This is a genomic window from Micromonospora sp. NPDC007220 (assembly GCF_040634035.1).
GTDB classification, from domain to species: domain Bacteria; phylum Actinomycetota; class Actinomycetes; order Mycobacteriales; family Micromonosporaceae; genus Micromonospora; species Micromonospora reichwaldensis.
Genome location: NZ_JBEYEU010000015.1, coordinates 41151 through 55829, shown reverse-complemented (window position 1 = coordinate 55829; position 14679 = coordinate 41151). Strand labels below are relative to the sequence as shown.

The following is a 14679-nucleotide window of genomic DNA, read 5'->3' as shown; positions in this document are numbered from 1 at the left end:
CGGGGGTGGTTCCGGTGCTCTCGGCGCTCACAGCAGGGTCCCCACGACGGTGGCCTCCGGGTACTGGCGGCGCTGCTCGTCCCACTGCACGAGCATCGCGGAGAGGAACGGCCGGCAGAGCCGGGCGGTCAGGGTCGGGGTGTCGATGCGGTCGTACACCTCGATGTAGACGGTCGGCACGCGCCGGAGCCGGGCCAGCACCACGAACGGGACGGCCACCCCGGCGCCGGTGGTCACCACCGCGGCGACCCGGCGCGACCGCAGCACCCGCCAGGCGAGTACGGCGTTGCGCAGCAGGTTCGGCACGTTGCGGGTGGTCGGGTGGTGCGCCGGGACGAGTTCCTCGCCGGCCAGCAGCGAGAGCGCCTCGGGTGTGTCGAAGGTGACCCAGCACCGCCGCCAGCGTTCGTACCACGGGCGCAGGGCGAGCAGTTGGGCCAGGTGGCCGCCGCTGGAGCCCACCAGGAGCAGGACTCCGGGCTCGCCGGCATCCTCGGTCGTCGTTTCCACGCGACTCCCCACAAGTTCGCTTGGATGTTCGGTGGTCGCCACGCGACAGCAGATCACACGTCCCCCGGCTGGTGAAATAGGGCGACCGGGCGACAGATCGATCTCCGCGGGTGGCGGATCGGGTGCGCCGCAGCGACCATCGGTATCGACGGTCGTCACGACCTGGAGTTTCTTCGTCACTATCCGGAGTCGACGGTGGCCCGCAGACTCCGGCGTTTTCGGTGGATCAGCCGCTATGTCGTTTCTCGATGACGTCCAGCAGGGCGGGATGCAGCGCCGCGTTCCAGCCCGCGCCCGCGTCGGCGAGGCGCCAGGTGCGCAGCCACATCTCCAGCAGGTAGGCGTCGGCCACCAGCCGCCGGGCCGCCGGCCCGAGCCCGAGGTCGGTGCCGTACCGGTCGAGGTGCGCGTCGACGGCCCGCGCCGCCGCCGCGGCCGGCTCGCCCCGCAGCACCAGGGCCCGCTGGAACGCGTCGTGCGCCAGGTCGAAGCCGAGCGGCACGTCCGGACCGCTGTGCTCCCAGTCCCAGGCGACGAGGCGGCCGGCGTGCACGCCGAGGTTCCAGGGCACCCAGTCGCCGTGCCAGTGCCCGAACTCGACGGTCGTGTCGCCGTGCCGGCCGGTCAGGGCGGCGACGGCGGCGACCGCCCGGGCCCCGTCCGGCGGGCCGGCGGCGGCGCGCCCGGCCTCGGCGGCGAGCCGGGCCAGGAACGCCGACCCGGCCACGGGGCGCGGTGGCGCCGGCGGGCGGCCCCGACGGGCCACGGCCAGCAGGGCCGCGATCCGCGGCGGTTCGCCGGTCGACACGCCCCGCACGGCCGGTGGCAGCGGCTCGACCAGCGCGACGACCTGCCCGGCGGCCGTCGTCTCGGCCAGCAGCCGGGGCGCCGCCGGATGGTCGGGCACGCCGGTCAGCGCCGGCAACTCCCGCAGGGCCGCCGCCTCGGCGGTCACCAGCGCCCGGGTCGCCCCGTTCCAGCCGATCTTCGCGTAGCCGAGGGCCCGGCCGTCCGGCCCGAACAGTTGCAGGGTGGGCTTGTGGTTCGGGTCCGGCGGACGGACCCCGCAGGCCGCGTACACCGCCGGTCTCCCGAGCGCGGCGCCCAGCCGCCCGGCCAGCAGCGCCTCGTCGGCCGCGACGCCCTCGGGCAGCGACACCGTCAGCCGGGGGAACGGGGCCAGGTCGACCGCGCCGACCCGCGCCAGCGTGCCGAGCCCGGCCCGCACGGCCCGCACCTTCGGCGGGCGCAACGCGTTGTACGCCAGCAGCGAGGCGGCCGTGGCCCGGGGCGCGCCGAGCGGCAGCAGGAAGCGGGCCCGGGCGAGCGACGGGACGACGGCGTACCGGGCGACGGCGCGGTGCCCGGGCGGCGGCGGGGCGCCCACGGTCAGGGCGATCCGCTCGTCGCCGAACACCGCCCGGGTGACCCAGCCCAGCCCGTCGGTGCGCGAGCGCGGGTCGGCGGCGGTGGCCCGCGCCGTCACGGGGCCTGGTCCGGCCAGTCGAGCTCCAGCCCCAACCGCTGCCGCAACGCGTCGTTGTACGGGCGGTAGTACTCGGTCAGCTCGGCGCGCACCGCCGGCTCCAGCGGCGACGAGCGGCGGTCGTTGTAGACCTTGAAGTCGGGCAGGTCGTGCGGGGGCAGGCCGAGGAAGTCCAGCGTCCGGCGGTAGGTGGACCGGGCGTCGCGGTAGAGGTCCTCGCTGGGCAGGAAGAGGATCTGCTCCCGGTCGAAGCGCTCCAGCCACGGCTCCAGGTGCTCCAGGTAGCGGCCCCGGGCCCGGTAGGTGTACCAGTCGTACGGCTCGCTGAAGTACTCCGGCTCGGCGATCAGCCGCTCCCGCTCCCCCGCCGTACGCTCCTGCTCGGCCGCCAACGCGGCGGCGAAGTCGAGCGGCTCGATGCCGTGCGTGCGCCGCTCCTTCCAGTGCGAGTACGCCCGCTCCACCGGGTCGCGCAGCAGCACGATCAGCCGCACCGACGGCATCAGCGCCGCGACCCGCTGCGCCGCGAGGGGGTGGAACATGTACAGCGGCGCCGCCTCGCCGACGCGTACCGGCCCACCGTGCCGCTTCTCCAGCGCCTCCCGGTGGCGCTGGGTGGGAAAGTGCGAGCGGTACCAGGCCTCGCCCCGACGCCAGTGCTCCTCGAAGTAGTGCGAGGACTTGGTGTTCCAGGCCGGGAAGAGCCGGGGCACCAGCGGGTGCTGGATCAGGTAGTTCCACAGCGAGGTGGTGCCGCCCCGCTTGGTGCCGATGATGAGGAAGTCCGGCAGCGGTCGCCGGTCGCTGGTCCGTACCCCGTAGTCGACGAGCGACTCCCGCACCCGCTCCGTCACCTGGGTCGGTACGAGCTGCTTCACCCGGTCTCGGATGGACGGCACGACGACCTCACCTGCCCTTCGATTCCTCCGGGGCGCGCCCGGTGGCGGCCGGGGCCGCCTCCTGCCGCCCACGAACCTGCACCATGGTCACCCGGATGCGGTGCCGCACCCGGGGCAACGTCAACAAGCCGACGCAGCCGGCGGCCAGCACGCCCAGGGCCACGGCCAGGCCGCCGATCCCCCGGCCGCCGGCCAGCACCCCGACCGTCGCCGCGGCCCCGACCCCGGCGACGGTGGCCGCCCCGGCCCGCAGCATCGCCGCGTCGACCAGCGGCTGGCCGACCACGGCCCGGGCGCAGCCGACCGCCGTGAGGTTCTCGGTGGCGATGCCGAGCGCCCAGGCCAGCGCCGCCCCCGTCGCGCCGTGCGCCGGGATCAGCCACAGGCCGAGGGAGACCGTGACCAGCAGCCCGGCCAGCGTGGCGGCCAGGTGCAGCCCGCTGCGCCCGCCCATCAGCAGCAGGCTCTGCACGTTACCGACCCCGGTGTTGACCAGCATGGCCAGCGCCAGCACGGTCATCGCGGGGGCGCCGGCGGTGAACTCGGGCCCGAAGAGCTGAAGGAAGGCCAGCCCGAAGACGGCGAGCAGCAGGTAGACCGGCCAGGACAGCACCAGCCCCCACGTGGTCAACTGCCGGTGCACGGCCGCCGCCGCGGCCCGGTCCCCGCGCCCGAGCAGCCGGGACAGCTGCGGTGACACCGCCACCCGCAGCCCCTGCATGGCCAGTTGGCCGGCGAGGATGTAGCGCCCGACGGCGCCGAAGACGCCGGCGTCGGCCGGCCCGGCGAGCACCGACGTGAGCAGCACGCCCACCCACATGTTTCCGGCGTCGATGGCGGCCGACGCGGCCCTGGGCAGCGCGAAGCGCCAGAACGCCGACCAGTCGTCCGGCGCGGGTCGCAGCGCCGCGCCCCGGCCGACGCCGAGCGGGCCGGCCACCAGCGTCAGGCAGGCCAGCAGGGCGAGCGCCGCCGGCACCAGCCAGCCGGTCATGCCGGCCAGCAGGCCACCGCCGGCCAGGGCCGCCGCGCCGACCAGCACGGGCCGGGCCACCGGCAGCAGGAAGAACTGCACCCCGACGTACGCCCGGATCGGGCGCACGCAGCGCAGCGCGGCGAGCAGCAGCGTCATCGCCACCACCACCGGCACCGCGGCGAAGCTTGCCGTCAGCAGGGCCGCGCCGTCGACGCCGGAGCCGCCGAGCAGGCGCGGGGCGAGCGCGTCGGCGGCGAGCACCCCGCCCACGGCGACGGCGACCGCGACCAGCAGCGGCGGGACCAGCGCCACCGGGAGCACCCGGGCGGCGTCGCCGCGCGCACCGAGGCGCCGGCGGGGCAGCGCCCACATCAGCCCGGTCTCCGCGCCGAGGGTGCACACGGCGGTGGCGACGGTGACCACACCGATCGCGGCGAAGAACGCCCCGGAGCCGACCGTGCCGTAGCCGCGGGTGATGACCACCGCGAGCAGGAAGCCGAAGAGGCCGCTGGTGGCCGCGCCGACCAGCCCGGCCACGCCGCTGCGGACGCTGCGGCGGGTCTCCGTGTCGTCGCCGGGCGGCGCTCCGCCCGGCCCCGACGCGGCGGGTGCGGAGGCCGGGTGGGGGCCGGACGGCGGGCGGGTGGCGGCGGTCATGCGGGCACCGCTTTCGGGCGCGGGATGCGGGGGCGGTGCAGTCGTGCCGCCGTCTCCCGCTCGGTGAGCGCCATCGCGAAGGCGACCGCGAAGAAGGCGACCGCGAGGTTCTGGTTGGCCATGCCGTAGAAGGGGATCTGCACCAGGCAGACCACCGGCACCACGGCCAGCCACTGCCCGGCGGCGGACGTGGCCCGGGCGCAGATCAGCGCGGCGACCACGAACCACGCGAGGAAGCACAGCAGCGCGGGGACGCCGTGGCTGAACAGCACCATCCACAACTGCCCCTGGGTGCCGATCGGCGCCTCGGCGCTGACGGTGTCGACGTTCACCGGCGCGCCGTAGCCGAGCCAGGGCGACTCCCGTACCCGCCGGATCACCTCCACGTAGAGGGAGAGCCGGTCGGTGTTGGTGTCGCTGGACTCGACCCGGTTGCCGATCAGCTGGGTGACCGGGATGAACAGGGTGACGAGGCCACCGGTGACCACCACCCCGACGATCGACGCGGCCACCCGGACGTTACCGCGCAGGGCGGCCCGGACGCCGAGCACCGCCAGCCCGGCGCCGAGGCTGAGGAACATCGCCCGGTTGAGCGTGAGGAAGGCCGGCGCCAACGACAGCGGCAGCGACGCCAGCAGCGCCCAGCGCAGCACGCCGCGCCGGCGCAGCATGGTGAAGGCCACCACGCAGGGCAGCGTCATCGCGTACGCGCTGCCGTAGTTGTTGGTGTACGCGAACGGCGCGGCCGGCCGGTAGATCGGGTTCAACGACCGGGCGCTGTACTCCGCGGTGGTGAGGTGGACCATGTCCTGGATGAACGGGGTGTTGGCCACCCCGCCCGGAAGCAGCACCTCCATCGGGGTGGTCAGCGCGAACCGGGGCGCCAGCACGCCCAGCCAGCCCAGCGCGACCAGCCCGAACCAGAAGGCGCAGAGCGGAACGAGGACGGCGACCTGGTCGGGGCGCTCCCGGGCGATCGCGTAGACGTAGACGCCCACCACGAGCGCGGTGAGGTAGAAGGCGAGCCGCAGGGCGAACGTCAGCACCGAGGCTGGTGTCTGCAACTGGGTGGCGCTGACCACCACGATGGCAAGGAACAGCAGCCAGATCCCGGCGGCCGGGGGCAGCGGCACCCGGCCCCGGATGAACAGCAGTGCGAACAGCAGCGCCCCGAGCAGGGGCCACCCGAGGTAGAACGCGCCGGCCAGCCACCACACGGGCACCAGGCCGAACATCAACGCCAGCGGCCAGAGCGGCAACCGTGGCGGGGGCGGCGGCTGCGGCAGCGGCGCGGCGGCGCCCGGACCGCCGCCCGGCTCGGTCGTGGCCGGCGCGCGGGTGACCGGCACGGATCAGCCCCGGCCGCAGCGCGTCAACACGAAGCCGAGCGGGGTGACCCCGGCGGCGCGCAGCCGCTCCACGAGGCGGCGCAGGTCGCCCTGCCGGGTCCGGTCCTGTTCGACCACCACGACCGCCGTGCCCTGCCGGGCGACGGCCACCCCGCGCTCGTCGGACTCCGCTGGCGGGGCGTTGAACAGCACCAGGCTGTGGTCGGCGCCCTGCCGCCAGATGCCGAACCGGACGCTGCCCGCGCCCACGGTCACCGGGTCGGTGCTCGACGCCTTGCCGTTCTCGCCGGCCGCCGTCGAGGTGACCCGGGGCAGGGTCAGCGTGGCGTCCGGGTCGGTGGACGGGCGGGCGCCGATGGGGTGCGGCGACGGGCGACGGGCCGCGGCCGGCTCCGTGGTGCCGCCGCTCTTGCCGTCCGTCGTCGAGCCGGCCGGCCGGGGCTTCGGGACGAGCGGGCGGGAGGGGTCCGCCGCGGCGGGCAGCCGCTCCCGGTCGGCGAGCACGGTGGTGCGCAGCCGGTCGGCGCGCCCGCTGTCGTCGGCGACGAAGACCTCCCGGCCGACGGCCGCCAGCGCCACCGCCAGCCCGGCGGTGATGGCCGTGGGGTCCTCCTCGCGGGCGGTCAGCAGCGACACCCGGGCGGGCTGGCGCACCCGCTCGGCGATGGCCATCGCCACGTACCGGATGTCGGCGTCGACCGCTTCCTTGCCGCCGCGCCACCGGCGGCTGCGGACCGTGCCGAGCAGCGGGAGCCCGGTGGCGTCCCGGCCGTCGTCGACCGACCGGATCCGCCGGTCCATCGACTCCCAGGCGTACGCCAGCACCACGCCGAGCAGCGTCCCGCCGAGCAGGCCGGCGAGCAGGTAGAGCGGGCGGTTGCCGGCGGAGGAGGCCAGGGCCCGCTCGGCGGTCTGGGTGACCCAGCCGGGGTTGACGTCGACGGCGGCGATCTCGGTGCGGGCGGCGTTCAGCTGGGTGAGCTGGTTGTTGATGCCGGTCAGCTCGGTCACCGCGGCGTCGACGGCGCCCTCCCGGGCGTTGTTGACCCGCTTCTGGAGGGCGGCCTGCTGGGCGGCGACCTTGGCGATGCTCTCGTCGTACGAGCGCAGCATCTCCTCGCGCTGCTTCTCGTACATCGTGCGGCGCACGTCGAGGTAGGCCTGGGCGGCGAGGTTGACGCCCTCGACCGCCTGCTCCGCGGTGGGCGCCTGGTAGACGAAGCGCAGGATCTGCCCGCCGGTGGGCACCTCGACCTCGAGGGCGTCGCGCACCTCGCGCGGGTCCAGGTCTCCCGAGTCGGCCAGCCGCTGCACCACGTCGGTGCCCGTGGCGATGCCGCTCTCCACGTTCATGTTCACCGCCCGGTCGGCGGCGGCGCCGCTGGGCGTGAACGCGTCGGTGACGACGGGACGCACCGCCACGACCGCGCTGGCGGACACGGCGGCCGGTACGAGCACCACGTAGCCGATCGCGGCGAGCAGGCCGATCGCGGCGACGGCCCCGACGAGCCGGATCCGGTGCAGCGGGACGCGCAGCAGGTCGGTCAGCGTGACGGTGCGGCCCGGTGTGCCGCCACCGCTGGCGGGGACGTCCGTGGCCCAGGTACCGGGGGAAGCGTCAGTCATTGAACTTCTTCACCGTCTGTTGTGGATTTCCAGCGACCACGACCCGCGGCGGCACGTCCGTACGGACCACCGTGGCGGCGCCCACGACACTGTCCCGGCCGATCCGGACGCCCTTCATCACCAGGGCGTGCGCCCCGATCCACACGTTGTCCTCGATCGTGATCGGGGCGCGGGTGGCCGGGACGGGCGGGTCGTGCCGCTGCTCGGGGGGCAGGTTGTGGAAGTCGTTGTCCAGCAGCTCGCAGTCCGAGAGCAGGCACCGGTCGCCGATGGTGACCGACGTCCAGGTGCCGATCCAGGTGGCGTTCAACAGGCAGTCGGCGCCGACCCGCACCTCGCCGGGACCGGCGAAGCGGACCAGCTTGTTGATCCGGGTGCGGTCACCGATGCTCACCCGTACGCCCCGGCGCAGCCGGATCCGGCCGCGGATCTCCACGCCCCGACCCAGCGTCAGCCGGGGATAGCGCAGCGTGTACCAGCTGCGCTTGACCGCGAAGACGACCCGTACCGCGAGCCCTCTGCGGTTGCCACCCGCGCCGACCAACGACCCTCCCCACGTCGTGCGGGCCGGCGACGGCTGATCCGTCGCCGGCCCAACGTGAACAATCTACCGATGTTCCGTTACGAACAGTCGACCGTCACTGCACGGAGAAGAAGGTCGACGGCGTTGACCACGTCACGCCGGCGGTCGCCGGGACCACCGTCGCCGTCGTTCCGTCGACCGCCGGGGCGGCCGTCGGGTCGAACGGCACGCTGCGCAGCGTTCCGTCGGTGGCACCGTACACGACCCGGCCGGCAACCCAGGCCATGCCCCGCACGGCCGACCAGGTGACTCCGGTGGTGGGCAGCGTGAACTCGGTGGCGCCGAGGTAGTTGCCGTCGATCTCGAAGTAGCGGTAGTAGAGGCCGCTGGCGCCCGAGCGGGTGTAGTAGAGGCGCCCGTCGAGGTAGAACGCGCCGGTCATCAGCGCCGGGTTGAACCAGTCGTTGTAGCCGGACGCCTCCCACGGGGCGCCGATCGCGCCGCCGTTGAACAGCGAGATGTCGATCCGGCTGCCCGTGGGGGTGCCGGCGACGGTGTGCGACCAGTAGATCCGGTCGTCCACCCGCCAGGTCGCGCCGGCCGCCGTGTAGTTGGGCTGGCTGACCGTCGTCGGGGTGCCCAGGCTGGCCCCGTCGAACGGCACCTTGGCCAGCTCGCCCGCGCCGGTGCCGACGTAGAGGTTGCCGGTGGTCGCGGTCGGCGCGTTCTTCGGGGTGATGGTGCGCCCGCCGGTCAGCGGGAACATCCCGAGCCGGCCGTGGTACTCGTTGCCCATGCCGTCGGAGTTGTGGCCGAAGTAGAGGCCGTCGCTGCCGCGCCAGAGCACCGGCACGGAAGAGCCCCAGTTGCTGGTGCCGGCCGGCATCGACGCACTGCCGCTGCGGCGGGGGTTCCAGTTGACCGGCATGCCGGTGGCCGGGGTGACCGCGGCGATGCCGAGCCGGTCGATCGCGCCCTTGCCGGCGGTGTCGCTGGCGTTCGGGTTGTTCAGCCAGCGGAAGTGCCCACCGAGGTAGATGACGTTGTCGGCGACCTCGACGGAGGTGATGGTGTCGTTGCCGGTGTAGTCCACCCAGGTGCCGAGCTGCCCGGTGCCCCGGGCGGCGGTCTCGAAGCGCACCAGCGCGTCGCAGTACGCGGCCGGCCAGCCCGAGCCGCCGTTGGTGCCGACGACGAACCAGCTGCCGTCGCCGCCGAACTTGACGTCCTGCACGTAGTGCACGAAGGTCGCCGGCGACGCGCACGGCGGCACGAACTTCTCCGTGCTCCAGTCGAGCACCGCCGGGGTGCCGGTGAGGTCGACCAGCGCCATCTGGTTGCGAGGCAGGTCGTTGACGAGCGTGAAGTTGCCACCGACGGCCAGGGTGCCGCCGTCCGGGGCGACGTCGATCGTCCACACGTACGAGGTGGTCCCGTGGCGCCCGACGGTCGCGTCGACGTTGAAGGTCGGGTCGATCGCGCCGGTCGTGGCGTTGAGCCGGCCGAGCCCGGCGTGCGCGGTGCCGTTGAGCCAGTTGAACGCCCCGGCCACGTAGAGCCAGTTGCCGTGCAGCGCCAGGTCGCGGACGGTGCCGCCGTCGGAGCGGCCGACCCAGCTGTCGACGATCGCGCCCGTGGCGGGGTTGAGCGCCACCAGGTTCTTACGCGAGACGCCGTTGACGTTCTTGAAGGTGCCGCCGACGATCAGCGTGCCGCCGGGCCCGGCGACAAGCGTGTTGACCGCGCCGTCCAGCACCGGCAGGAAGCTGGTCGAGATCGTGCCGGTGGCCCGGTCGTACGCGAAGAGGTAACGCTGGGTGGTCCACGCCGCGCTGGCGGTCTGCCGGATCTGGGTGAAGCTGCCGCCGACGAACACCGTGGAGCCGACCTGCGCGAAGGCGCGGGTCTCGCCGTCCCTGGCGTGCGGTGTGGCGTCGGCCGGGTTGGCCGAGACCAGGGTCGCCGGTTCGGGCGCCGGCACCAGGGCGGCGGAGGTCCCGGTGGGGACGGCCAGCACGGCGGCGGCGGTCACGAGTGCGACCACCCCCGCCCGGGTGCGGAGTCCGGCGGATCGCCGAGAGAGCGGGATGTCGGGCACGCTACGCCTCCATGTCGGGAGAGAACCCGCGTAGCGTGCCTGGTCGACCCAGGCCGGCGATATCCGCCGATTGGGCGGTCACTGCATCAGCAACATGACACCGCACACAGGGAGTCGGATGTCCGACTCGCCCGTATCACTCTGGGTCGAAGTGTGAACGCGTGGTGTCAGCGGGCGCCCCCGGTGGGCTGCCGCAGGTAGCTGTCGCGGCCGGCGCGGGCGAACCCCGCCACCGACGCGGCGTCGTGATTCATGGTCATGTCACAGGTCTCCGACCGGCGGGTCATCCCCGGGGAGTTGAAGTAGATCGCCGCCTTGATCTTCGGGTGCGCCTTCAGCGCCGCCGGGAACTCCTCGAACCAGCGCCGCTTCGCGTCCGGGTCGGCCGCGTCGAAGTTGGTGCCGAACTCGGCGAGCATCCGCGGCTTGCCGACCCCGAGACGGTTCTCGTCCAGCCAGCGGTAGAAGCCGCCGATGGTGGTGGCCGGGCTCTTCCAGACCTTGCTGCCGTTGCAGACGTGGAAGTTGTAGGGGTCGTAGCCCACCCAGTCGACGTACCGGTCACCGGGATAGAGGCCGGCGTAGCGGTCGTAGTGGCCCGACCAGCCCATCATCGTCCACACCCACACCGCGTTGTCGGCGCCCGCCTTGGCGAACCGGTCGTGCACGTGCCGCCAGGCGCGGACGAAGTCGGCGTCGCTGCCCTTGGCCGGCTCGTCCTCCGGCTCGTGGTCGAAGCCCATGAACACCGGCACGCCGGTGTCGCGGATCCGGCCGGCGACCGCGTCGATGGTGGCGTCGTACCGGCCACTGTAGACGTCCTGCCAGGTCAGCACCGTGCCGGAGGAGAAGATCCGCGACTCCCAGGCGAAGAACATCAGCCGACCCTCGCGCATCTGCTGCCGCTGGTAGGCGTCGGGGAAGGCGCCGTTGCTGCCGGCGTTGGAGAAGTCGTGGTAGCGGTGCACGAGGTCGAACTTGCGCCCGACCTGCGCCTCGACATCGGCGACCGCGGCGCCGTGGTCCCAGCCGTCACCGGCGTTCGACGGGGAGTACATCCCCCACCAGGCGCCGCAGGAGGGCACCAGCCTGCTCGACACCGCGCCGCAGCGGTCCGTACCGGCCGACGGGCTCGCCGACGGGCTCGGGGTGGCGCGGGTGGGGCTGGCGCTGGGCGTCGGCCTCGGCGCGGGGCTCGGCGCGACCGTCCGGCTCGGCGACGGCGCGGCACTGGTCACCACGGGCGTGGGCCGGGCGCCGACGTCGTAGCGGATCTCCAGGCGCGGGCGCAGGTCGGGATTGCGGTTCTCCGTCGACGCCCAGTAGATCCGGGTCTCCAGCCCCGTCTGCGCGAGCGAGACCGTCCAGGTGCCGTTGCCCTTCACGAGGGCCGAGACGTCCCACTCGTTGAAGCCCTTCGCGACCCCGGAGACGGTGTCGAGGACCGCCCCCGGCAGCGCCGGCGTCGGCCGCGCCGCGCGGGCGTCCACAGCGGAGGCGTGCGCGGTCACCGTCGCCGGGAACTCCTGCCACGCGTGCACCCGCAGGGTGGCCCGCACGTTGACCGCCGCCGCCGGCAGGGTGGTCACGGCGAACTGGACGACGGCCTCCCGGCCGCCCCGGGGGTTGCCGTCGCAGCGGACCGCGCAGGTCGCCAGCGTCGTCTTCGCCCCGTTGTCGCCGTCCTGCGACACCATCGTCGCCGTGGTGTCGGCGGTCGCCGGGATCGACAGGTCGTCGGCGGCCAGCAGCGGCATCGTGGTGGCCACGATGCCGGCCACCACGGTGGCGCCGGCCACGCCGAGGACGACGGCCTTGCGCCGAGGGCCGGGGTGCCGGGTGAGGCGGTGCAGTCCGTGCCTGCTCAAGGAGTACTCCCTGTGTGTCGGACGGTGACGGTCAGCAGCGTAACCACGGCCACGGCGTGACGTGGGGACGACAGCCGGACCTAAGCGCGTCTTAACCGTCGCCTAAGGATGCCCTGGACGACCACAGGGGACACTCCCGCCCCCGCGCCGGCGGTCAGGCGGCGCGGGCGGCGGCCAGCGCGGCGGCCATCGCCGCCCGGGGCGCGGCGACGCCCGTGAAGTGCTCGAACTGGCCCACCGCCTGGGCCAGGAGCAGGTCGAGGCCGGAGACGATCCGGCAGCCGGCCGCCTCGGCCGACGCGGCCAGCGGCGTCGGCCACGGGTCGTAGAGCGCGTCGAAGAGCACCGTGCCGGGCCGCCAGTCCGCCGCGACGGCCAGCGGGTCGGCGACTCCCTTCGGCACGGTCGAGATCACCACGTCGGCGCCGAGGTGGGTCGCCGCGTCGTCGTCCCAGGCCGCCGCGCGCATCGGCACGTCGACGGCGCGGGCCACCGGGCGCAGCTCCTCGACCGCCGCCGGGCGGCGGGCCACCACGGTCACCGCGCGGGCGCCGAGCCGTCCCGCCGCGGCCACCGCCGCGCGGGCGGTGCCGCCCGCGCCCAGCACCGTCACCGTCGCGCCAGAACGCACGCCGGCCTCGGTGAGCACCTCGACCATGCCGACCACGTCGGTGTTGTCGGCGTACCAGGAGCCGTCCGGTCGGCGTACCAGCGTGTTGGCGGCGCCGACGGCGGCGGCCACCGGCGAGACCTCGGCGGCCACCGCGAGCGCCGCCTCCTTGCCCGGCATGGTCACCGACAGCCCGACCCACTCCGGGCCCAGGCCGGCGACCACGTCCGGCAGCTCCGCCGCCGCGCACTCGATCCGGGTGTACGACCACCCGGTCAACCCTGCCGCCGCGTAGCCGGCATTGTGGATCACCGGCGAGAGGGAGTGCGCGATCGGCGTGCCGAGCACCCCCGCCCGCCGTGCGGCCGTCATCAGATGACGCCGTTCTCCCGGGCCTTCGCCTCGTTCTTCAGCTGCTCGTCGTAGGTCTCGGCGAACTCCGTGGTCCCCTTCTTGTCGACCGCCACGAACCAGAGCCACTTCCCCACGGGCGGGTCCATGGCTCCCGCCATGGCTTCCTTGCCCGGGTTGTTGATCGGTGTGGGGATCATTCCCCGCAGCTTGCGGCTGTACGGGTTCTTCGTGTCGAGGAGTTCTTCCTTGGTCATCTCGGCGGAGGTCTTGGTCTTCTGCCCGGTCAGCTCCAGGTAGTAGTTGACCGTGACGTCCATCTCCAGGCAGTTGCACGGGAACTCGCCGTAGGCCCGGTTGTAGGCGACCCGGGCGACCTTGCCCAGGTCCTCCTTGCGGCCTGCCTCGGCCTGCGCCAGCGACGCCACGATCAGCGCCTCGTACGGGCTGATCTTGCGCTCCTTCTGCACCCGGTCGGCGAACTCCATCTCACCGGCCACGCTGAGGAAGTTCTCCACCATCAGCTCGATGATGGTCTCGGCGGTCGCCTTCGGCGGGATCTCGTAGGTGTCCGGGTAGAGGAAGCCCTCGATCGACGGCTTGACCTTCTTGTTGTCGGTGCGCTTGAACCACCAGTCCGGCACGCCCCGCGCGAGCGGATCCTTCGCCGCCGCCTCGAAGTCCTTCACCGGGATCTTGGTTTCCTTGGAGAGCAACTGGTAGATGTTCTTCGCCGTCCGGCCCTCCGGGATGGTGACCCCGTTGACGATCCGGTTCTTCGAGTCGAGCATCGCGGTGACCGCGCTCTCGCCGCTCATCTGCTTGCGCAGCTTGTACGTGCCCGGCTGGATGTTCTTGCTGCGGGCGTTGCCCTCGGCGGCCTCGATGAACGCTTTGGCGCTCTTCACCACGTCGGCGGCGACCAGCGCGTTGGCCATGTCGGCGATCAGCGCGCCCTGCTTGATCTCGACCGTCACCTCACCGGTGCCCGCGCCGTCGTAGTCGGGGGTCACGAAGTAGCTCTGGACGCGGTCGAAGCCGTAGAAGGCACCGCCGCCGATGCCGCCCAGCAGGACGATGGCGAGCAGCAGGGCCAGGACCGTCTTGCCCCGCCCGCCACCGCCGCCGGAGCCGTCCTTGCCCTTGCGCTTGCGCACCGCGCCGCGCCGGTGCTTGCCCTTCTCCCCCCGGTCCTGCTCGTCGAACCCGAGGTCAAGATCGTCCATCATCGCGTCCGCCTCCGCTGCGCGTCCAGCCAGCTCTGCAGAATCTCCACCGCGGCAGCCTGGTCGACCACCGCTCGTTGCCGTTTTCCTCGGACCCCACGCTCGGCAAGCCTACGAGACGCCACGACCGTGGACATCCTCTCGTCGGTGAGCGCCACCGGAACGGGCGCTATTACATCAGCCAGTCGGCCAGCGTACGCCTTCACGTGTACGGCGGCGGGACCGTGCTTGCCGGCGAGATTGACCGGAAGGCCGACGACTATCTCCACCGCCTCGTGCTCGGCCACCAGCGCGGCGAGCGCGACGATGTCGGCCGGCACCGCGTCCGGGGCGGCGGTGAGGTCGCGGGCGAGGGTCACCAGCGGGGTGGCCAGCACGCCGTGCGGATCCGAGCGGGAGACCCCCACCCGGACCTGCCCGACGTCCACCCCGAGCCGGACACCCCGGGACAACTCACTCACGGTCGGTGACTCCCCCTGAAACGGCGAACCAGGGCGGAC

Annotated in this window: 12 protein-coding genes; all 12 read right to left on the bottom strand. The window is 73.6% G+C overall.

Annotated elements, in window-relative coordinates; translation table 11 throughout:
• Positions 1 to 27: 27 nt before the first annotated feature.
• The 12 genes from ABZ573_RS23125 to ruvX all read right to left on the bottom strand — a co-directional run bounded on the left by ABZ573_RS23125 (position 28) and on the right by ruvX (position 14640).
• Positions 28 to 510, bottom strand: coding sequence for a UDP-N-acetylglucosamine--LPS N-acetylglucosamine transferase (locus ABZ573_RS23125; protein WP_121395268.1), 483 nt, complete (start codon positions 508 to 510; stop codon positions 28 to 30).
• 226 nt (positions 511 to 736) lie between these two features.
• Entirely contained in the window at positions 737 to 1996 is a 1260-nt protein-coding gene (locus ABZ573_RS23120) for a hypothetical protein (protein WP_358120814.1), read from the bottom strand.
• A complete protein-coding gene (locus ABZ573_RS23115) occupies positions 1993 to 2895 on the bottom strand; it encodes a sulfotransferase domain-containing protein (RefSeq protein WP_358120811.1) in 903 nt (300 codons plus the stop codon). The genes ABZ573_RS23120 and ABZ573_RS23115 overlap by 4 nt, the downstream gene beginning before the upstream one ends.
• Before the next feature lie 7 nt (positions 2896 to 2902).
• Positions 2903 to 4528, bottom strand: coding sequence for a lipopolysaccharide biosynthesis protein (locus ABZ573_RS23110; RefSeq protein WP_358120808.1), 1626 nt, complete (start codon positions 4526 to 4528; stop codon positions 2903 to 2905).
• Positions 4525 to 5814 (bottom strand): O-antigen ligase family protein, encoded by a 1290-nt coding sequence (locus tag ABZ573_RS23105; protein WP_327031191.1) that lies wholly within the window; start codon positions 5812 to 5814, stop codon positions 4525 to 4527. Before ABZ573_RS23105 ends, ABZ573_RS23110 begins: the two co-directional genes overlap by 4 nt.
• A 66-nt stretch (positions 5815 to 5880) precedes the next feature.
• Positions 5881 to 7503: a lipopolysaccharide biosynthesis protein gene (locus tag ABZ573_RS23100; protein WP_358120805.1), complete on the bottom strand. Its 1623-nt coding sequence runs from the start codon at positions 7501 to 7503 to the stop codon at positions 5881 to 5883.
• A complete protein-coding gene (locus tag ABZ573_RS23095) occupies positions 7496 to 8047 on the bottom strand; it encodes an acyltransferase (protein WP_358120802.1) in 552 nt (183 codons plus the stop codon). The genes ABZ573_RS23100 and ABZ573_RS23095 overlap by 8 nt, the downstream gene beginning before the upstream one ends.
• 94 nt (positions 8048 to 8141) lie before the next feature.
• Positions 8142 to 10070: a hypothetical protein gene (locus tag ABZ573_RS23090; protein ID WP_151456033.1), complete on the bottom strand. Its 1929-nt coding sequence runs from the start codon at positions 10068 to 10070 to the stop codon at positions 8142 to 8144.
• Between the two features lie 221 nt (positions 10071 to 10291).
• Positions 10292 to 11992 (bottom strand): glycosyl hydrolase, encoded by a 1701-nt coding sequence (locus ABZ573_RS23085; protein WP_358120799.1) that lies wholly within the window; start codon positions 11990 to 11992, stop codon positions 10292 to 10294.
• A gap of 154 nt (positions 11993 to 12146) precedes the next feature.
• Positions 12147 to 12974 (bottom strand): shikimate dehydrogenase, encoded by an 828-nt coding sequence (locus ABZ573_RS23080; protein WP_358120796.1) that lies wholly within the window; start codon positions 12972 to 12974, stop codon positions 12147 to 12149.
• On the bottom strand, positions 12974 to 14182 hold the full coding sequence (gene mltG / locus ABZ573_RS23075) for an endolytic transglycosylase MltG (RefSeq protein ID WP_151456030.1): 1209 nt from the start codon (positions 14180 to 14182) through the stop codon (positions 12974 to 12976). The genes ABZ573_RS23080 and mltG overlap by 1 nt, the downstream gene beginning before the upstream one ends.
• The gene (gene ruvX, locus ABZ573_RS23070) at positions 14179 to 14640 is read right to left on the bottom strand and encodes a Holliday junction resolvase RuvX (protein ID WP_151456029.1); all 462 of its coding nucleotides are present in this window, start codon (positions 14638 to 14640) and stop codon (positions 14179 to 14181) included. The genes mltG and ruvX overlap by 4 nt, the downstream gene beginning before the upstream one ends.
• Positions 14641 to 14679 lie beyond the last annotated feature (39 nt).

Excerpts from the sequence above, each read along its gene's own strand:
- ABZ573_RS23110 (WP_358120808.1), bottom strand. The coding sequence starts at position 4,528 with ATGACCGCCGCCACCCGCCCGCCGTCCGGCCCCCACCCGGCCTCCGCA.
- ABZ573_RS23100 (WP_358120805.1), bottom strand. The coding sequence starts at position 7,503 with ATGACTGACGCTTCCCCCGGTACCTGGGCCACGGACGTCCCCGCCAGC.
- ABZ573_RS23080 (WP_358120796.1), bottom strand. The coding sequence starts at position 12,974 with ATGACGGCCGCACGGCGGGCGGGGGTGCTCGGCACGCCGATCGCGCAC.
- mltG (WP_151456030.1), bottom strand. The coding sequence starts at position 14,182 with ATGATGGACGATCTTGACCTCGGGTTCGACGAGCAGGACCGGGGGGAG.